Consider the following 20,112-nt stretch of genomic DNA (forward strand, 5'->3'; position numbering starts at 1 on the left):
ATATAAACAGAGATGAGGAGGAATTAATATGGAATCCACACTATTATCGATTAGTAACTGGCTGATTACTGCTGCCTTTTTTACTTTATTGATTTCTCTTATACCACTTGCGTTAAGTGTTAAGTCTAATAAGAAAACCGCAGAATTTATTTCTATTATAATGATTATAGTGGCTTTTATTATGGAAATTACTTATTTCTTATTAAGGTGGACAGCAACCGGACATGCACCTGTCTCGAATATGTATGAGTTCATTGCAACTTTTTCAATAATGTTAATTTTAGGTTACTTAATTACATATCATTACTACAAAACAAAAATTTTAGGATTATTCGTCATTCCGTTAGCGTTAATTCTCATTGCCTATGGCAGCATGTTTTCGACAGATGTTAATCCCCTGATTCCGGCGCTACAGAGTAACTGGTTGGCAATCCACGTCATTACAGTGACGATTTCTTACGGTATTTTATCCATGAGTGCAGTGGCAGGACTGATTTACCTGCTGAAAGCAATTCCTCATGATGAAAAATCATGGCGGGCGCGTATGCTTGAAGTGATTATGGCAGGTTTGGTGATTGTTTTGGTCTACATCGCGACGACACTCATCATGAAAGGTGCAGTTGATTACAGTGATGAATTCATGTATACAGATCAGCGAGGACAGACGATAGTTGCAGACTATCATTTGCCAAGTTTGATTAATTTTGAAGGTGCAATTGCAGTGGAACACTTAGGTAATAATGAATATGAACCTGCGGACCATTTCCATTCAGGAATTAATTTACCGCCAGTCATTCAATCTCAATCATTGAACACGGTAATATGGTCTGTCATGCTGGGAGTGATAATCTACGGGATCCTTCGTCTGATACTCAGAAGGAGATTGTCAGCAATTATCAAACCACTTGCAAATAAAGCAGATTTAAACTTAATGGATGAGATAGGTTATCGTTCAGTAATTATAGGTTTTCCGTTGTTTGCACTTGGTGGTATATTTTTCGCAGCGATTTGGGCACAAATTGCATGGAGCAGGTTTTGGGGTTGGGACCCGAAGGAAACCTGGGCATTTATCACATTTATGTTTTATACTATTTTCCTGCATCTAAGATTGAACAGAGGATATGAAGGAGAGAAATCTGCATGGTTGGCAGTAATCGGGTTTATACTGATACTGTTTAACTTAATTGCAATAAACTTAATTGTTGCAGGACTTCATTCATATGCATAATTGGATTAGATATAGTTTATTATTAACAGAATATAAAAAATTCTGAGAAAATATATTAGGAGTTCGTTCGAATTATCGTAAAATCTCAATATGAATGGAGTGTTATTTTGGGTAGTGAAATGACTTTCTTACTTGCATTTGGAGCTGGATTCTTAAGTTTTGTCTCACCTTGTGTACTTCCAGTATTTCCTGCTTTTATCTCTTACATAACAGGAATGAGTTATAATGAAGTAGAAAATCAAAAATTCAATGCACGCGCAATATTCCACACACTTTTCTTTCTTGTGGGATTCAGCTTATTCTATATAGCCCTGGGGTTTGGCACGTCCTTTTTAGGCGGAATATTGATTGAACATGCGAATCTGATCAGACAACTGGGTTCAATCTTGATTATTTTCTTCGGGCTTATCATTACCGGCGTGCTTAATTTTAATTTCTTGATGAAAGAGAGGAAATTAAAATTTAAAAACAGACCGTCAGGATTTTTAGGTTCAACTTTAATAGGTATGGCTTTTGGTGCCGGATGGACGCCGTGCAATGGACCGATTATCGGAGCTATTTTCGCAATGAGTGCCAGTGCACCAAACGATGCTTTAATGTTAATGGTTATTTACTGTCTGGGCTTTGCAATTCCATTCTTTATATTGAGCTTTTTCGTATCTCGTACACGCTGGATGCTGAAATACTCGAATACGATTATGAAAGTTGGTGGGGTCATCATGATATTAATGGGTGTACTTCTGTATTTTGATGGATTGACTCAGATTATCATTTGGCTGCAGCCGTACTTTGGAGATTTTCAAGGCTTCTAATTATGAATACATTAAATGACTTGTTTATATAACTTTCATAGAAATGATATATTATTATAAAATTTTTTTAAAAATTATTGTTAAAATTAAATATCAAGGAGGAATCTGGATGAAAAAATATTTAATGCCAGTTTTGATGGGCGTAATCTTTATTTTAACAGGTTGTAGTGATGACTCAGCATCGAACGAATCAAATATTAAAGAAATGGTTTCGGAATTAAGCGCTAGTAATATTGTAGAATCAGCATCTATAAATGATAAAACACTTATTGTTAAAGATAGTGGAGATGAGAATGTCTATACTTTGCCAGACGATGAATTTTTTGTATCTATTGCACCATACATCTCATATACACATCCTTGTGAATTTCATAGCTTAACAGGTTGTCAGGGAGAGCTGATGAATGAAGAGATGGATGTAAAAATTACAGATGAAGATGGAGAAGTTCACGTTGATGAGAAGTTGACTACCCTTGAGAATGGTTTCTTGGATTTTTGGCTGCCAAGAGATAAAAATTACTCTTTAGAAATTAATTATGATGGAAAAAAAGTTGAATCTAATTTTTCAACTTTTGAGAATGACAGCACCTGTCTGACAGATTTACAGCTTAAATAATATTATTAAATGCAGATTACCCAATGCTATTTAGTGTCGTGGAATCTGCATTTTTAATTCAATGTTAAATCTCAGAGTAGCAGTTAATATATTTTTACTTAGTTTTTAAATACATGTAGTGGATAGTTTCTGCACATATATTTTTTATAATAAACTTAGTAAATTAACAGCTTGACAAATAACGATTACAGACGTAAACTTAAGTTAATAAATCGATTACAGTTGTAGTCTTATTATAATGTAGGAGGGGAAAAAATGAATAAAGAAGGTAATCATAATCATGCTGAGCATGAAGAAAATCATCATAACCATGAGGAGAGCCACGAATCCCATAATCATAGCGGACACGATCATCATGCGCATATGGTGACAGATTTTCGTAATAAATTCTTCATTATCCTGATATTCACAATTCCAATTGTACTTCTATCTCCGATGATTCAAAATTTCATAGGTGTGGATTGGCAATTTACTGGAGATAGTTATATTGTGGCAGCGTTGGCCACGTTCGTTTATTTCTACGGGGGTTGGCCATTCATTAAGGGCGCTTACGATGAATTGAAAAACAAAGAACCAGGCATGATGACATTAATAGCAATGGCGATTTCTGTCGCTTACTTCTATAGTATGGCAGTTGTTTTTGGATTCAATGGGGAAGAAATTTTCTGGGAGCTGGCAACTCTTGTATTAATCATGCTTCTGGGACATTGGATTGAAATGCGAGCTATTAACAATGCTTCCAAGGCTCTGGAATCCCTCGCATCATTAATGCCTGATACGGCAAACCGTATCACTGAAAATGGTGAAACAGAAGAAGTTCAGATTGATGATATTAAAGCGGGTGATTTACTATTAGTAAAACCCGGAGAAAAAATGCCGCTGGATGGTAAAATCGTTAAAGGAAAGTCGCAAGTTGATGAATCAATGTTAACGGGTGAATCTGTTCCAGTTGGAAAATCCGTTGATGACGAGGTCATTGGAGGTTCAATAAACAGAGAAGGTTCTCTCACTATTGAAGTAGAGAAACTGATGAATGAATCTTATCTGACACAAGTTATAGATATGGTTAGAGAATCACAACGTACTAAATCGAAAACTCAGGATGTAACTAATAAAGCAGCTAAATGGTTATTCTATATCGCTTTAGCTGCCGGTATTATCACATTTATCGTTTGGATAAGTATTGGAGCAACTATAGATACTGCTATCATGAGATTGGTAACAGTTTTGGTTATTGCTTGTCCTCATGCTTTAGGTCTGGCAGCACCGTTGGTTATTTCAGTATCTACATCACTTGCTGCAAAGCACGGTTTGTTAATTCGAAAACGTCCACAGTTTGAAAAGGCTCGTAAAATTAACGCTGTGATCTTCGATAAGACGGGTACTTTGACTGAGGGTAAATTTGGTGTTACAGATATACAGACTTTCAATAATATTGACGAAAATATCCTTTTAAGTTATGCAGCAACAATAGAAAATGACTCGGAACACCCTATTGCGAGAGGTATACTCAATGAAGCCAAGTTAAAAGAACTTGAATTGCTTGAAATGTCAAATTTCAATTCAATTACTGGTGTAGGAATTGAAGGGACGATTGATGATAAACAAGTCAAAGTAGTGAGTCCGGGATATGTACGTAAACAAAAAATAGATTTTGACGATAAGAACTTTAATAAATGGTCAGAACAAGGTAAGACGGTAGTTTTTCTTTTGGTAAACGAAGAATTAGCAGGTGCCATTGCACTGGCAGATAAGATTAAGGAAAGTTCTAAGCAGACAATAGAACAGCTGCATAAGAGAAATATTAAAGCTATAATGTTGACCGGAGATAACCAAAAAGTCGCAAATTATGTCGCAGAACAAATTGGGATTGATGAAGTCTATGCTGAAGTAATGCCCAATGAGAAAGCAGATAAAGTGACAGAAATCCAAGAACGTGGTTTGGTTGTTGCAATGACAGGTGACGGAATCAATGACGCACCGGCATTGACTAAAGCAGATGTTGGTATCGCAGTGGGTGCAGGCACAGATATCGCGATGGATAGTGCAGACATCGTTCTCGTTGACAGTAATCCGAAAGATATTCTTGCAATATTCAGCCTATCTAAAAAAACATATAATAAACTGGTACAGAATCTGATTTGGGCAACCGGATATAACGTGATTGCTCTCCCATTGGCAGCAGGAGTACTGGCGCCTTGGGGGATAATACTCAGTCCGGCTGTAGGTGCGATTTTGATGAGTCTCAGTACAATCATCGTTGCAATCAATGCGCAGTTACTTCATAGATTTGAAGTAGAATAAAATAAATGCCGACAAATCCTTACTTAAGGATAGTCGGTATTTTAATTCTTTACTGTATGAAATATGAAAGACATCTTAAAAATACTTGAAAAAATTAGAGGTGAAAATATGACCAAAGCAATTGATTCAAATATCACAGATTCCGAATGGGAAGTGATGCGGGTCGTTTGGGCACAAAACAAAACTACGAGTAAAGATATTAGAGATATTATAGAAAATAAAAAGAATTGGAAACCGGCCACGACCAAAACACTTATTGGGAGACTTGTTGATAAAGGCGTATTAAACACAGAAAAGGACGGCAACAAATACATTTATTCAACTAATTTAAAAGAAAGTGACTTTCTCAAAAGTACACTTGAACAAACTTTCGATAATATATGTAATAAAGACATTGGAAAAATTATTGCAGATTTAATTTCAAAATCAACATTAAGCTATATAGATATAGAAGAGTTGGAAAAAGTGTTAGAGATGAAAAAAGAGGATGCAGTTGACGTAGTGCCATGTAATTGTGTTCCAGGTCAATGTAACTGTTAATCAGCAGTAGACAAAATTAATAAATTAAGACAGATAATTGATTTGTTAAATAAAAAATGAAAAAGGGTAAAATACCTACCATGGGTATATTAAAACTTTCGTATAAAATAATATAATAAAATTTTAAGGAGAAATTTATATGTCAAAAGTAACACTTAATGTAGAAGGAATGTCATGTGGGGCTTGCGTTAATAAAGTTGAGGGAAGTGTCAGTCAATTAAATGGCGTTGAATCAGTCAAAGCTCAAATTCCTGAAGGTAAAGTAGATGTAACATTTAATGACAGTACAATTAATTTGGCAGACATCAAAGGTGCTATTCAAAATACCGGCTACGAGATTAAAGAGGATATTGATAAAGAAGATGGTTCTGCGTGTTCATGCTGCAGCTAGTTAATGACAAAAGATTTTAAGAATTTAGAGTATCATCTTTTTATGTCATATTGATTCTATATAATAATTGTAGAAAGAGACCAAGATAAAAAATCCGGCAAATCTTAATTCAAGATTTGCCGGATTTTTTCTTTGTAATCAGGAATCCATGCTTTTATCCTATATTACTATTCACTAATTTATTCCACAGGTGCCAGTTCACTTTCTGTAACCCACTTATGATTCTGCACTTCTTCTTCAGTATCTGTTGTAACAAAATCTACCATATAGACAGTCGTTTCTTCAGCTGAGTCAATCGTGGCTGTTGCACCTTCCATGCCCTCCATGTGTGAGGCGTTCATTACAGTTTCATCACCTGGTTCAAGGGGTGCCTCTCCAGGCTCTTCCAATTCTTCATGGATGACCCATTTATGATCTTCGACAGGATCTCCACCATTCGTAGGTGTGTATGAGACAGTATAGACAGTCGTGTCAAAAGCACCGGAAATTGTTGCTTCAGCACCATCCATACCTTGCATGTGCTCTGCTTCAATAATTGTCCGACTTCCGACTTCATAAGTTGGATTTTCTGCTTCTTTCAAATCTTCAGGCACTTCACCCGAACTGGACATCTCATCGGCTGAATGTTCCATATGACCGCCGGAATCTGATTCCATGTCCATCTCTTCTTCGGAGCTAGACTCTGTTTCAGTGCTTTGACTTTCTTCATTTTCATTAGGCTGAGTCTCCCCGTTACCACACGCAGCCAGTAAAGATACAGTGAATATCGAAAGAAACCCTAATAATATTTTATTTTTTACCATGTATATGCCCTCCATTTTATTAGTTCTACTGAAAACTCTACCCATAATATTTGCAGTTTACGTGCAGATTCAATGAAAAATAAATGTATTTAATCAAGAATAATATTACCGACTCGACATATTGGATTTCAATTTAAAGGTTTATTAACCGTGGATGATATCTCAGCGCTTCCTTCAAATCTGCACGAAAAATCGATATTTAAATAATAAAATGTATAAAGAGAGTAGCGAATCATGATACCAAGAAAATTAATAATTAATACTATAATATTATCATCTATATTTTTAGCGGGATGCGGTAAAATCACTCATGTAACTTCGAGTTACCCTTTAAATTTAAAAAGTTTTGACGGTCAGGTGTTATACTTAGTCATACATTTTTCAGACTAAAACTTCGTTGCAGCTGCTACCTCTGCTAGATTATTTTTATCGAAAGATAGTGGAGATGAAAGATGATGGTATTTTGTATGTTGCAATCAATCCACAGAACGAAGATGAGTTAGCAATCTAGACTATAAGCAGAAATAGTTATGTGTCTAATGACGGCTCATAAGAACAGTGGAAGAAAATTTTAGTTGTGGGCAAAGTAAAATAAGCTGAATTATTCATAATAAAAATACTACTTTTCTATATAATATGACTAATGAACAAAATGATAAGATGATCTATTACGATTTATGCTGTTGCAGAAAACTGAGGAGGCTTTTATGTTCAATAAATTAGCTTTAAAAATCGGACTTTTGTTTTTTCTGGTGATTCTTATTATTGAAATCATATTATTCTATATCCTATATACAAATCTGGTCGCTGATCGTGTGGAGGAAGTGATGGGGGATTTATTGGCCCGGGGGAATACACACAGAGACGTATTGGAAGAAAACTATACAACCACGACATTGGAACATGTTGCGATTATGGAGTCAGAATCAGATTTTATTGTGGTGATAACAGATGAGAATGGAGAGATAATCACCAATTCTGATCCGGTTGAACCAGAAATGATAACTGTTATTGAACATACTGATTATGGTGAAATACCACAAGAAGGAGTTATCCTGAAATCAAATTGGTCAGAAGAAAAATATGTCTCTACAGACAGCCCCCTAACTTTTAACGAAACTCATAGCGGGCATGTTTTTATGTTTGCTGAAAGTGATAGCATCGAACGGATTATTGATCATCTCAGCCATAAGTTTTGGCTTGTGGGTCTATTGACTTTACTTCTGACTGTTATAACGGTGTTTATTCTTTCCAGAGTTATTACCCAACCGGTATTGAGGATGAAAAAAGCGACAGAACAATTAGGTAGAGGCAATCATAACGTGGAATTGTATACACATCGAAAAGATGAGCTTGGAGATTTGGCGACTTCGATTACTTTGCTGTCGCAAGATCTGGAACGTTTAAAAAACGAGAGAAATGAATTTTTAGGGAGTATATCGCATGAGCTACGAACACCTTTAACCTATATGAAAGGGTATACGGATATTATTAGCAGAAAAGAAATATCCACGACGGACAGGAATAGATACATTAAAATCATTCAGGAAGAAACAGAGCATTTAGCAGACCTGATAAAAAATCTGTTTGAATTAGCTAAAATCGATCATAATGAATTTGCCATCACAAAAGAGAGGGTAGTATTTAGCGCTTTGATTGAGACGGTTTTAGCACGAATCCGTCCAGCGCTCAATGAAAAAAAGATAGAGCTTTTCTTTCATTGTCCGGACAACTTGGTTGTTATGGCAGATCCCGAAAGAATTCAACAAGTTATATTGAATATATTAGATAATGCAATAAAGTATACTCCCGAGAAAGGTCATATCACAATGGAAGTTATTCAAAATAAAAATGAAATTTTAACAACTATTTCAGATACAGGAGAAGGAATCCCAGAAGAAGATATACCCTTTATATTCGATCGACTGTATCGTTCTGAAAAGTCTAGATCCCGGGTAAGCGGAGGGTCTGGTCTCGGGCTGACAATCGCTAAAGAAATTGTGGAGTTGCATGGTGGCGAGATTGGAGTAGAAAGTACACTCGGCAAGGGGACTGTTTTCGTCATATCTTTAAAGAAGGAGAATGTAAATGAATAAAGTGCTGTTAATCGATGATGAAGAGAGAATGCTCGAACTGTTGACATTATACTTGAAACCTTACCCTTATTTTTGTCGAAAAGCAGTAGGTGCAAAAGCAGGGCTTAAGTTTGTTAAAGAAGAGAAGTTTGATCTTATTCTACTGGATATCATGATGCCTGAAATGAATGGATGGGAAGTATGCAGAGAAATACGGCAATACTCAGATGTACCTATTATCATGGTGACTGCACGTGAGCAGAAAGAAGATATTGTAAAAGGACTCAAGCTGGGTGCAGATGACTATATAACAAAACCTTTTAATGAAGAAGAATTGGTTGCAAGAATGGATGCATTACTAAGAAGAACAAGACCTGTCAACCGGATTGAAGTCGAAAGACTGTTATGGGACGAAGATCAATTTGAACTATCCTATAAAAAACAGCTTGTAAAATTAACACCAAAAGAATTTGCAATCATTGGATTACTCATGAAAAATCCAGGAAGGGTATTTTCTAGAAATCAATTGATTGATTTAGTGTGGGGCATGCATTCTGAAACGGAAGGACGTACTGTGGATTCCCATGTTAGAAATATGCGGGAAAAAATTCGGGAAGTCGGCTTTCCTATCGATGATTACTTTCACACGGTGTGGGGCGTGGGCTACAAGTGGATTAGAAAGTAGCTTTCTCATATTATCGATTGCTTAAAAATGTAGATTTTGAGCACATTGCTAAAATTAATTTGAAATATTTTAAAAACTGCACACTAACTGCACAAACCATAGGCATATGTTTTAGAGACTATTATTTCTGAGGTGATTCTAATGAGCGAATATAAAAAAGACAGCTTATCTCTGACTGGTGCGATCGGTCTTGGGACAGGGGTTATGATCAGTGCCGGAATATTTGCATTGCTGGGTCAGGTTGCCGCACTTGCCGGCATGTGGTTCCCGATCATGTTTGTCGTCGGAGGGATTGTAACTGGATTCAGTGCGTATTCCTATGTCAAGATGAGCAATGAATATCCTTCAGCAGGGGGTATCGGCATGTTTTTGGCAAAAGCGTATGGTCAGGGTACCGTCACTGCTTCTGCAGCGATGCTGATGGCCGTATCCATGGTCATCAACCAGAGTCTCGTGGCCCGTACTTTCGGTACCTATACGTTGCAGATTTTCAATATGGATGCAACCAGCTACTTGGTGCCTGTGCTCGCTGTTGGTCTTTTGCTCTTTGCATTCCTGGTTAATATTTCTGGCAACAGTTTCATTCAGACGTTTACTTCGATTGTGTCCCTGCTTAAAATAATTGGACTTGTCGTCTTTGCGATGGGCGGGTTATGGGTCGCCGGTTTTTCCATTACACCCGCAGAGGGCAGTGGAAGTACGGAAGACGCAACTATTACCAGCATGATTGCAGCTGTGGCACTCACCATCCTATCGTTCAAAGGGTTTACGACGATCACTAACAGTGGCTCTGAAATCGTTAAACCCCATAAGAATATCGGCCGGGCGATTGTCGCATCCATTTCCATCAGTCTTTTTGTGTATCTGTTGGTTGCATGGGCGGTATCCAGCAATCTGCCGTTAAACGAAATCATTGCAGCCAGAGACTACTCGCTTGCAGAAGCCGCAAGGCCAGCATTTGGAAACTACGCTGTATGGTTTACCGTCGGCATTGCGATCATCGCAACAGTATCCGGTATTATTGCCAGTGTCTTTGCGGTGTCACGCATGCTTGCCATGCTGACAGATATGAAGCTGATTCCACATAAGCACTTTGGCATGCCAGGACGGATTCAAAAGCATACGCTGGTATACACAATTGTACTTGCGATGGTACTGGCCGTCATTTTCGACCTCAGTCGTATCGCCTCAGTCGGGGCCATATTGTATCTTGTGATGGATATGATTGTGCATTGGGGTGTATTTAAACATCTGAGGGATAAGGTGGATGCAAATCCAGTCATTGTCATGACCGCATTCATACTTGATGGAATTGTACTGGCAGCTTTTATGTGGGTCAAACTGATGAATGACTGGCTGATTGTTGTCGTCTCCATCATTTTCATTATCATCATCTTCATAGGGGAGTATGTATTTCTTAAACACCGTAATGATGGGGAAGAAGGGCATGCGCATTAAAGCATTTTTAATCTCGAGCCATGCGTGTTCTTCTAAAAGGGAAGAGTATCACAGTTACAAAAGGGGGTGATGCTTTTTCAGGAAGGTGAATCAATAGAAATTTAAAATGATTAGAAGGCATTGGATTGCTTGTATCATTTAAGGTAAATATCTCTTAGAAAAAATACCAGGGAGGAATGTAAAATGAATAACAGATTTACAAAAATAGTCGTCACACTCGCAACCGTTACTGGAATCAGTTTCTCAGCAGGACAAGTTTCGGCAGATTCCATCAACGCAGCTCCCCAAGCCAATGGACAAGCACAGGGGGAAGCAAAGGTTGAAAAGAGACTGGATAAGGTTGAGAAGAAAACGGACTCTATCCAATCTGAGCTGGAGGCAATCGAAGGATCTATCGAAGGCCCTCCTATAACAGTTGATGAAGTACAGCTCTATAAAGAGTATCTGGACAAGCTGGAATCTCTGCTGAATCGCTTAAACGCCGCTGACAACCATTTGGATGCTGTGACCAAAAAAATGGAAAACCAGGATGCATCCATTGAAGAGACTGAAGCAGAAATTAATGATATACGCACCAGTATTTTAGAAGTGAAAGAAACGATTCAATCCATTTTTGCTGAACAGATGTCCAGCACTGGTGTAGTCCCTGACGGTCTGGAGGAAGCAGAAGATCCAACTTATGAAGTGGGTAGCCAAGCCATTATCAAAGCCGATCATATGCCAGGTATGTATGGCGCTGAAGCAACAATTGCAGGCGCATTTGATACTGTTGCTTATAGTGTCACTTATTACCCTACAACTGGTGGAGACCCAGTGGAGAATCATAAATGGGTCATCCATGAAGAATTGGAAGGTCCAGGAGAAGCACCACTGGAGCCCGGCACTGAAGTGACCTTGGATGCGGATCACATGAAAGGCATGGATGGTGCAACCGCTGTGATAGAATCTGCTGAAGACACTACTGTATATATGCTTGACTTCACAACAACAACTGGAGAAAAAGTAGAAAATCATAAATGGGTGACAGAAAGTGAATTGTCACCTGTTGAATAAAAACAGATGATATTAAAGAGCTTATCTTTACTGGATTATCTATCTCAAATGGATAATCTGCATGGATAAGCTCTTTTTATTATATGAATTAACAGATACATTAATGACTGTTTTGAAGGGAATTCGGTTTACTCCTCCTTGCAACGATGGTTCTAAGCGAACTCAACTGTTTTTTATAACCTTGTCTAAACTAAGGCGTCTCTTATAAGTATTGTCAAAATCAAGGGCGCTCTTAATTAATAATGCAAATACACCTTAATGTATATTTTCGTTAAAATGCTGGGTACAATCTTAACCGGAAATAAAAGAAGTGGTATGTCCAGAATAAGTTCCGACATACCACTTCTTTCTAAGTGTTGTGCTTAGGCGATTTCTTTACAAGCCTCTGCACATTTGAAGCACGCATCTGCACATTTCTGGCAGTGATCGTGGTCATGTTTTTGACACTCGTTGCCGCATGCTTCGCAGACCTTGGCACATACTGCCGCCAGATCAGAAGAAAATGGTGAATTTCTTGTCAGAGCCTGTTCTAAAAATGCACAGATATCTGCACATTCACGATCCAATCGGATACACTCCGCCATCATTTTTACGTCTTCTTCCCTCAGACAGGCATCGTAACAGTGGTTACAGGCTTCCATACATTCATGTAACGTCTGAATCAGTTGTTGATGTTGTTCATGAGCCATTATAAATCCCTCCTATAGAATTGAATGCACTTACATTAATTGAATTCCCATCCATTTCGCATATAAACCGATATGGTAAAACTCCATAGAAACTGCACATAATTTTAATGATGATTGTCCTTCTCCAACTTACTCAATATTGTAATTCGTCTAGAAAAAATCAAGAAATAGTTCCTTTTTTGTTATTAGATTGAAGCTTTGGAGCTTACTCTACTTTAACCTGTCCCATCATCCCATTGTCCTCATGTTCAAGTATGTGACAGTGGAACATATATATGCCTTTATTTTTAAACTGAATGGCAATTTTTACAGTCTCATCCGGGGCAACGGAAAAACTATCTTTCCAGCCTCTTTCGTTCTCAGGTGGTGCTTCTCCATTCCTGGAAAGGATCTTAAACTGAGCACCATGGATGTGGAACGGATGAATCATGCCGCCCATCATGTCAGGTTTATTATAGATTTCCCATACTTCTGTAACACCTTGTTCCTGCGTAAAATCAATTCTTTCAGGATCAAATTTTTTTCCGTTTATCGTTACCTGATCCATCATGCCGAAAAGTTCAATTTCTTTTGTCACTGGCAGGTTCTTTTCTTCTTCCGTAACTGAAAAGTCATTCATTTCATCAGGTATATCCATGTTCTTACCTGTTTGATCTGTGATTTCAAAAGGTAAGAGCGTGGCACCATCTTCATTCATTAACGCTATATTTTCATTACCATCGACTTTAGAAAAATCAATGATTATTTCGGCCCGCTCTGAAGGCGTGAGTGTGATTTCTTCCATTGAGACCGGTTCATTTAAAAACCCGCCGTCCGTTGCGACTTGTACAAAAGAATCCCCTGTATTTGTAGTGAACCCAAAAAGTTGAACTTTTTGGGTTCACTACAAACAAAGGGGATATTTTAATGAAAAATTTCGACACGCTCTACAATCCTTATCATTCACAGCGCAATCCTGTCGTTGCTAAAAAGGGGATGGTTGCCACGTCGCAGCCTTTAGCTGCTCAGGCCGGGCTTACGATTATGCAGAACGGCGGCAATGCCATCGATGCTGCGATTGCGACTGCTGCAGCACTCACGGTCGTTGAACCGACGACTAACGGTATCGGCGGCGATGCTTTTGCGCTCGTCTGGGTGAAGGATACGCTCTACGGTTTGAATGGCAGCGGAAAATCACCCGAGTCCATTTCAATCGATAAAGTCCGCGCTGCTGGCTACAATGAGATTCCAAAATACGGCTTCACGCCTGTTACTGTGCCTGGCCAGCCTGGTGCATGGACGGAGCTTTCCAGACGTTTCGGCAAACTGCCTTTTAAAGATTTAATGCAGCCGGCGATTCAGTATGCAGAAGAGGGTTATCCGATTTCACCGGTCTTAGCGAAGTTCTGGGAGAGAGCGGCTGTGAGATTTAAAGAAGCTTTTGAAGGTAAAGAATTCGACCACTGGTTTGAAACATTCACACCAAACGGCCGGGCACCAAGAGTCGGTGAAATCTGGAAGTCACAGGACATGGTGGATACATTAAGAGAACTTGCTGAAACTGAATGCGGGTCTTTTTATACCGGAAATATTGCCCGGAAAATCGATGAATTTTCTAGAGCGTATGATGGTTACATAACAAAAGAAGATTTAGCAGCATACAAACCTGAATGGGTGGATCCAATATCAGTTAATTACAGGGGATATGATGTCTGGGAAATCCCGCCGAACACGCAGGGGATTATCGCTTTATCAGCCTTAAATATATTGAAACATATGGATATTGAAGATAAGGAATCGGCAGATACATATCATAAGCAGATTGAAGCCATGAAGCTGGCATTCGCAGACGGGGAGAAATACATTGCCGATCAGGCGTATATGAAAGATGTTACAGCTGAAGATATGCTGGATGAAGCGTATGCTAAAGAGCGTCTGAAATTAATCACCGATCAAGCAGGACAGCCTGAAGCGGGTGAACCGAAAGCGAGCGGCACGGTATATTTGTCTACGGCAGATGAAGAGGGGAATATGGTGTCGTTTATACAAAGCAACTATATGGGATTCGGTTCAGGACTCGTTGTACCTGGTACCGGAATCGGACTGCAGAACAGAGGCTGCGATTTTAATCTGGATCCGGAATCACCTAATGCATTGGGACCTGATAAACGTTCGTATCATACGATTATCCCGGGTTTTATTACTAAAGGAAAAGACGCCCTTGGACCGTTCGGCGTCATGGGCGGATTCATGCAGCCCCAGGGACATGTGCAGGTGGCGATGAATACAATTGACTTTAACCATAACCCACAGACAGCACTGGATGCACCGCGTTGGCAGTGGACCAAAGATAAGACAGTATGGGTGGAAAAGAACTTCCCGCATCAAATCGCAGAAGACCTGGTTAAACGAGGACATAATATAGAAATGAAACTGGACTCGGGCTCATTTGGCAGAGGGCAGATTATCTGGAGAGATCCGGAAACAGGCATATTGTACGGCGGCACGGAAAATAGAGCAGATGGACATATAGCGGCGTACTAAGGGAAAAAAAGCTCATGAATATGAAATATTACTGGCCGTTGAATATATTGTTTATGTTATTAGCTATTGGGATTTTAACGTTATGTACTATGAAAATATATAAATACCAGGCAATACCTGTGAATGATATTAGGAACAATAGTATATGAATATATAGTGGGGACGATGAACGACAGAAATAGAAAGAGAAACAAAAAGACGGTAGAAACAAATTGATAAATTGGAGGCGTAGTTAAAAGATGTTATACCTAAATGTACCTTTTTTAGAGAAAGATGAAGCGAAGAGCAAGTATGCTCGATGGGACCCTGAAAAGAAAAAATGGTATGCAACGAATAAAAAATATTATTATCGTTTTTCTAAGTGGATTGAAGGCGAGTTGGTAGCGACGAATAACGTTTATATAGCAGTTATGGATAGAGAATGCTGGAAATGTAAGAATGAAACTCCAGTGTACGGTTTTGCTGTAAGAAGCAAAGACATTATTGATATTACAGGGGAAACCGATGATATTGAGGAATATACTGGTTTTGATACAGTAATTATACCTATAAGTAGTAATGATGTTACGGAGGAAGTTAGAAAATACTTAAGTGAAAGTACTAAATGTGAAATAAGATTTTCGAGAACAATTAAAAAATCATATTTTTCAAATATATGTACTCATTGTAATACGCTGCAAGGAAATCATTTTGTCTATGATGAAGTAGATTCATTTACAGGAATTGAAACAACAATGCTTGAAGAGAATCCAATCTCGTATATAAAATTCAAATTAGTAAACGATATACCTTTGATTTATGAAGCGGGAGATCATATAGTAGCGCCGCCGGTCAAAATATTCGATGAAAATAATATAATAGAGAGTGGAATCAGCATAGAATGATAACATGTCCATTGACTTAAAAACTTCATTCATCTTTGTCATAACTCTTCGGTTCGGAAATTATTATAAAATGAATCCATGATAAAAAGAGCGCAAAGATGAAAGACATAATTAAGGTGAGTAATATTGAAATATCAGCACTTTCAAACATGGCTAATAAAATAATCAGATAAATAAAGAAAGCAATTCTACCAATCGTTTTTGGACTAAAACTTTTTGTACGGATATTAACACCTCAGTATAGTAGGCTTTATATATGTATATAGACGATTATGTTCGATTAAAAACAATTAATTAATTTTAAAAAGATACAGGTGAATTTGATGAAGGAAAATATAATGAACCAAATAGAGGGCAAATTTAAATCTATGTCATTCTTAAAACTGACGCTGTTGTCGTTTGTTTTAGGCGGAGTCGGTTCGCTGGTATTTGTAATCACGAGGGACATAATAAATGTGTTTAATTAATAAAATTAAAATATAATCACAACAAATAAAAGGATGATACTTCTGATTTTCATTAACGTTTTATATCTGCTGCTTGTAGTTGGCGGAATTATTTTATTTGCATATAGTTTTAAAAACAAACGCAGTGTATATGCAATGCTGGCTCTTATATTAATACTGGTACCGGTCATTATATTGACGATTGGCTCGGCTTTTCTTGGATTGGCGCCGGCTTTATCTTTATTGATTCTAATGGTTATTCCGCCGGTTGGCTCAATATATATATCGGGTAATAAATCGACTGACTTAGACAAAACGATATAAAATAGAAACGAGGCATTTATCATGTCGAATAATATTATAAATAAAGATATCAAGCAGAACTTAATCGAGAAAGTAAGTAAAAATAAAAATTTGTTAGTAGATTTATGTTCGCGTCTGGTACAGATTCCAAGTGAATCTCCGAAATCAGATACACGTGAAATAGCTGCGGAGATTGCAGGATTTCTTGAGAAAATCGATGACGTTGAGGTTTCATTTCACACAATGGAAGAGCCGATTACTAATCTCGTTGCCAGAGTTAAGGGGAATTCTCCTGGAAAACGTCTGATTTTTAACGGACATATCGATACATATCCTGTGGGAGATGAATCGCTTTGGACAGAGAGTCCATTTTCAGGACATGAGAAAAACGGACGTATTTATGGGAGAGGTGTCTCCGACATGAAAGGCGGGATTGCCAGCTACCTTCTCACTTTTATGATAATGGGTGAAATGAGGGACAGCTGGTCTGGAGAACTTGTACTTACACTGGCCGGTGATGAAGAAACCATGGGTGTTAAAGGGACAAAATATCTCTTAGACACCGTTCCGCATGCTGCAGGAGATGCTATGATCAGCGGAGATGTAGGTACTGCGAAAGTTTTACGCTTTGGAGAGAAAGGTTTGATGTGGATTGAACTTGAGGCAACTGGAAAAGCCTCTCATGGTGCTCATGTTCATAAAGGAGAAAATGCAATTGATCGATTAGTAGAAGGCATTGATCGGTTAAACAAAGAACTGAAATCATTAAAAGCGCATGCTCCAGAGGAAGCCACAAATGCTATAGAAGCATCAAGTGAAGAATCTGAGAGATATTCCGGAGAAGGGGAAACTGAGGTCTTACAGCAAGTTACAGTAAACTTCGGTTTAATCGAAGGCGGTGTATCTCCAAATTTGATACCCGAAAAAGCCTCTGCACAAGGTGATATTAGACTTCCGGTTGGAGTAGAAGTCGAAGAAGTAAATCGAAAAATTAAAGAGATAGTGGATTCTATAGAAGGACTGTCTTATCATATTTTCCGACAGTACGAACCTAACTGGTCAGATATTAACCATGAGATATTTGCTTATACTGCTGAGAATGTTAAGTATATAACCGGTGAGGAACCTGTGAATACAGTACGCGTTGGTGCTTCAGATGCGAGACATTACAGGATTTCTAAAGATGTTCCTGCTGTTAACTGCGGTCTGAACGCATATAACCTTGGAGGACCTGATGAGTATATTGAAGTAGAAGAATTAATAGATTTAGCAAAAATCCACACTTTATCGGCATTTGATTATTTGTCAAAATAAAATGTGCATATCTTTTTTTGGAGCAGAAGGAATGAAAAGGGGTTCTAGTCATGAATTACAAAATACGTGAAATGTTAAAAGAAGATATAAAACAAGTGCAGGATGTTGCGAAGATAAGCTGGAATGCGACTTATGAAGGAATTATTCCGGTTGAGATACAGGAGAATTTTTTAAATGGTGCATACAGTGATGAGATGATGGAAAGACGTTTGAAGCATTCATTAATACTGGTAGCTGAAGCGGATAACACGATTACAGGATTTGCTAACTTTACACAAGTTAATGAACAGGGACAGGTAGAGTTGAGTGCGATATATCTGTATCCTGAATATCAGGGAGAGGGGATTGGATCTGCTCTGTTAAACGCAGGCATTGAAAAGCTAGATAATGTCAAAGAAATTCACCTTGATGTTGAAAAAGAGAACAGAATTGGAAAAACATTCTATGAAGCAAAAGGATTTAAAGCAGTTAAGGAATACGATGATGATTTTGACGGTCATATTCTTAAAACAGTTAGAATGTTATTAGTGTTAGGACGAAATACTAAGTAGTAATATTTGATTTAAATAACTTGAAGCATTATTCAATAATATAAAAAAATTGACCACCTGTCGTACGTGTACTCATACGGGTGGTCAATTTTTTATTAGTTCGATTTTTTGCGGTAGTTCTGTGAAGTTGATCGGTATTATATCTGATTCAACCAATAAATTATTTACTTCCGTATTAACAGTTTTTTTTCTGTCATCTAAAATAATGAAGAATTCATTCGGTTTCTCTCTTTTTACTGCTTTTGCCTGGTTCACATCAGTAACAAATGCTTTTGCATTTAAAGGATTATTAGGAGTAGAGACAGTTTTCACAAATTTTTCTTTTGAGTTCTTTTTACCCGGTACTAAAAATTCAAATTTATGACTCATTCCCGAATGACCATTTATTATTATATCCTGAGTGTAAATGATGCCATGTTCATCAAATATTTCACTGACATCTTCAGTAAATATATTTTTTACGTTTGATTTAGATAAAATATACATATCGTTGACAAATAATAAACACTGTAACAATCTATGTTTACTTTCGCTGAATTTTTCAACTGGAGATTTGATATATAACTCTTCAGTTTTTTCGTTGAAATTCACACCATAAGATTCTAAATTCTTCTTAAAAATGAACTGTCTCTTTTTGGACCGTTTAATGTCTACTCCGGCAAGTTCTAAGTGGTACATAGTATATCCGTCGTCTGTCAAAGTGATGTTGGAATCATTTGGATTTTTTTCGGCGTATAAAACGATATCCCCTAGTGTATTGTCTTTAAATGGACTGTCGATTCTAATTAAATTATCGTTTAAAGATTCAAATTTGAGATGTTGTTTGTACCAATTAATATATTCACTTTTCAATTCCTTAGCTGATAACATCAAAATCCCTCCTCTTTAGATGCGCTTTACATTAGTATAATCTAAAAAAGAATCAGCGGCATAATAAAGATTACTAATATTAGGAAAGTATTTTAAATCTATTGGATGTGCAAAGCTGTCTTTTGGATTATAAATATTATTATATATATGTAAATGACTATTAGGTGCTACAGTACCATCTGGGTTTGTATGCGCACCTCCCTTAACGTCTAAACGTACTAAACAATCATGAGTATCGTTAAATCTCAAATCTAAGGAAAAACGTTCAGGCTCTCTGTTTCCACGATGTATGCTGAGTTTAAAGTTAATATTGTTTATATCACTTACAAGCATATTTCTCGACTTTATTTTCCCGAACGGGGTATTCAACGTGTTTATATCAAAGTGAGACAGCATATTTTTAAGTTCTTCGATAATTATATCGACCTGCTGATTAGTTAAATCACGAATCTCCACTTAAATCCTCCTCGTTCAATAATTTTAAAGACTGGTAATTATTTTTCATCTGACTTTATTATCTCATTACTTCCATGTGCAAGCATCTTTAATCCTGTTAAATGTTTCAGA

At 37.5% G+C, this 20,112-nt stretch carries 21 protein-coding genes; 16 read left to right on the forward strand and 5 right to left on the reverse strand.

Annotated features, from left to right (window positions below; all coding sequences use genetic code 11):
* Positions 1-28 precede the first annotated feature (28 nt).
* The 6 genes from ccsB to MHH58_RS02760 all read left to right on the forward strand — a co-directional run bounded on the left by ccsB (position 29) and on the right by MHH58_RS02760 (position 5,891).
* Complete coding sequence (gene ccsB / locus MHH58_RS02735; RefSeq protein WP_341344963.1) at positions 29-1,228, forward strand: c-type cytochrome biogenesis protein CcsB; 1,200 nt, start codon at positions 29-31, stop codon at positions 1,226-1,228.
* A 107-nt stretch (positions 1,229-1,335) separates the two neighbouring features.
* Positions 1,336-2,040, forward strand: coding sequence for a cytochrome c biogenesis protein CcdA (locus tag MHH58_RS02740; RefSeq protein ID WP_052256062.1), 705 nt, complete (start codon positions 1,336-1,338; stop codon positions 2,038-2,040).
* A gap of 109 nt (positions 2,041-2,149) precedes the next feature.
* Positions 2,150-2,656 carry a CueP family metal-binding protein gene (locus MHH58_RS02745; RefSeq protein ID WP_026859513.1) on the forward strand — a complete coding sequence of 169 codons (507 nt, stop codon included), beginning with the start codon at positions 2,150-2,152 and terminating at the stop codon, positions 2,654-2,656.
* A gap of 255 nt (positions 2,657-2,911) precedes the next feature.
* Positions 2,912-4,960, forward strand: coding sequence for a copper-translocating P-type ATPase (locus MHH58_RS02750; RefSeq protein ID WP_341344964.1), 2,049 nt, complete (start codon positions 2,912-2,914; stop codon positions 4,958-4,960).
* 108 nt (positions 4,961-5,068) lie between these two features.
* Positions 5,069-5,500: a CopY/TcrY family copper transport repressor gene (locus MHH58_RS02755; RefSeq protein ID WP_166626279.1), complete on the forward strand. Its 432-nt coding sequence runs from the start codon at positions 5,069-5,071 to the stop codon at positions 5,498-5,500.
* Between the two features lie 139 nt (positions 5,501-5,639).
* The gene (locus MHH58_RS02760; RefSeq protein ID WP_051239034.1) at positions 5,640-5,891 is read left to right on the forward strand and encodes a copper ion binding protein; all 252 of its coding nucleotides are present in this window, start codon (positions 5,640-5,642) and stop codon (positions 5,889-5,891) included.
* Between the two features lie 179 nt (positions 5,892-6,070).
* Here MHH58_RS02760 and MHH58_RS02765 read toward each other — a convergent pair whose 3' ends face one another.
* A complete protein-coding gene (locus MHH58_RS02765; protein WP_341344965.1) occupies positions 6,071-6,694 on the reverse strand; it encodes a YdhK family protein in 624 nt (207 codons plus the stop codon).
* Positions 6,695-7,401: 707 nt separating this feature from the next.
* Here MHH58_RS02765 and MHH58_RS02770 point away from each other — a divergent pair.
* The 4 genes from MHH58_RS02770 (at position 7,402) to MHH58_RS12435 (ending at position 11,965) form a co-directional block, all read left to right on the forward strand.
* Positions 7,402-8,790 (forward strand): sensor histidine kinase, encoded by a 1,389-nt coding sequence (locus MHH58_RS02770; protein WP_341344966.1) that lies wholly within the window; start codon positions 7,402-7,404, stop codon positions 8,788-8,790.
* On the forward strand, positions 8,783-9,454 hold the full coding sequence (locus tag MHH58_RS02775) for a response regulator transcription factor (protein WP_052256072.1): 672 nt from the start codon (positions 8,783-8,785) through the stop codon (positions 9,452-9,454). Before MHH58_RS02770 ends, MHH58_RS02775 begins: the two co-directional genes overlap by 8 nt.
* 141 nt (positions 9,455-9,595) lie before the next feature.
* The gene (locus tag MHH58_RS02780) at positions 9,596-10,912 is read left to right on the forward strand and encodes an APC family permease (RefSeq protein ID WP_046791366.1); all 1,317 of its coding nucleotides are present in this window, start codon (positions 9,596-9,598) and stop codon (positions 10,910-10,912) included.
* A 516-nt stretch (positions 10,913-11,428) separates the two neighbouring features.
* Complete coding sequence (locus MHH58_RS12435; protein ID WP_020006662.1) at positions 11,429-11,965, forward strand: YdhK family protein; 537 nt, start codon at positions 11,429-11,431, stop codon at positions 11,963-11,965.
* A 362-nt stretch (positions 11,966-12,327) separates the two neighbouring features.
* On the opposite strand, the gene MHH58_RS02790 is transcribed toward MHH58_RS12435, so the two are convergent.
* Together MHH58_RS02790 and MHH58_RS02795 are read right to left on the reverse strand one after the other, a co-directional pair.
* Positions 12,328-12,654, reverse strand: coding sequence for a four-helix bundle copper-binding protein (locus MHH58_RS02790; protein ID WP_020006663.1), 327 nt, complete (start codon positions 12,652-12,654; stop codon positions 12,328-12,330).
* 205 nt (positions 12,655-12,859) lie between these two features.
* Entirely contained in the window at positions 12,860-13,438 is a 579-nt protein-coding gene (locus MHH58_RS02795; protein ID WP_341344968.1) for a multicopper oxidase family protein, read from the reverse strand.
* Positions 13,439-13,560: 122 nt separating this feature from the next.
* On the opposite strand from MHH58_RS02795, the gene MHH58_RS02800 reads away from it, so the two are divergent.
* From MHH58_RS02800 to MHH58_RS02825, 6 genes are all read left to right on the forward strand, one after another.
* Positions 13,561-15,177 carry a gamma-glutamyltransferase family protein gene (locus tag MHH58_RS02800; RefSeq protein ID WP_341344969.1) on the forward strand — a complete coding sequence of 539 codons (1,617 nt, stop codon included), beginning with the start codon at positions 13,561-13,563 and terminating at the stop codon, positions 15,175-15,177.
* Positions 15,178-15,416: 239 nt separating this feature from the next.
* Positions 15,417-16,061 carry a DUF5710 domain-containing protein gene (locus MHH58_RS02805; RefSeq protein ID WP_341344970.1) on the forward strand — a complete coding sequence of 215 codons (645 nt, stop codon included), beginning with the start codon at positions 15,417-15,419 and terminating at the stop codon, positions 16,059-16,061.
* Positions 16,062-16,399: 338 nt separating this feature from the next.
* Positions 16,400-16,528 carry a hypothetical protein gene (locus tag MHH58_RS02810; RefSeq protein ID WP_341344971.1) on the forward strand — a complete coding sequence of 43 codons (129 nt, stop codon included), beginning with the start codon at positions 16,400-16,402 and terminating at the stop codon, positions 16,526-16,528.
* Between the two features lie 33 nt (positions 16,529-16,561).
* On the forward strand, positions 16,562-16,831 hold the full coding sequence (locus MHH58_RS02815) for a hypothetical protein (RefSeq protein WP_341344972.1): 270 nt from the start codon (positions 16,562-16,564) through the stop codon (positions 16,829-16,831).
* Between the two features lie 21 nt (positions 16,832-16,852).
* Positions 16,853-18,124, forward strand: a complete 1,272-nt coding sequence (locus MHH58_RS02820; RefSeq protein ID WP_341344973.1) for a M20/M25/M40 family metallo-hydrolase — start codon at positions 16,853-16,855, stop codon at positions 18,122-18,124.
* 50 nt (positions 18,125-18,174) lie between these two features.
* Positions 18,175-18,675, forward strand: a complete 501-nt coding sequence (locus MHH58_RS02825) for a GNAT family N-acetyltransferase (protein ID WP_115883748.1) — start codon at positions 18,175-18,177, stop codon at positions 18,673-18,675.
* An 84-nt stretch (positions 18,676-18,759) separates the two neighbouring features.
* On the opposite strand, the gene MHH58_RS02830 is transcribed toward MHH58_RS02825, so the two are convergent.
* Together MHH58_RS02830 and MHH58_RS02835 are read right to left on the reverse strand one after the other, a co-directional pair.
* Complete coding sequence (locus tag MHH58_RS02830; RefSeq protein ID WP_341344974.1) at positions 18,760-19,545, reverse strand: DUF1828 domain-containing protein; 786 nt, start codon at positions 19,543-19,545, stop codon at positions 18,760-18,762.
* Positions 19,546-19,560: 15 nt separating this feature from the next.
* Positions 19,561-20,001, reverse strand: a complete 441-nt coding sequence (locus tag MHH58_RS02835) for a DUF6978 family protein (RefSeq protein WP_341344975.1) — start codon at positions 19,999-20,001, stop codon at positions 19,561-19,563.
* Between the last annotated feature and the right edge of the window lie 111 nt (positions 20,002-20,112).

This window comes from Jeotgalicoccus sp. FSL K6-3177, assembly GCF_038050175.1.
GTDB classification, from domain to species: Bacteria; Bacillota; Bacilli; order Staphylococcales; family Salinicoccaceae; genus Jeotgalicoccus; species Jeotgalicoccus nanhaiensis.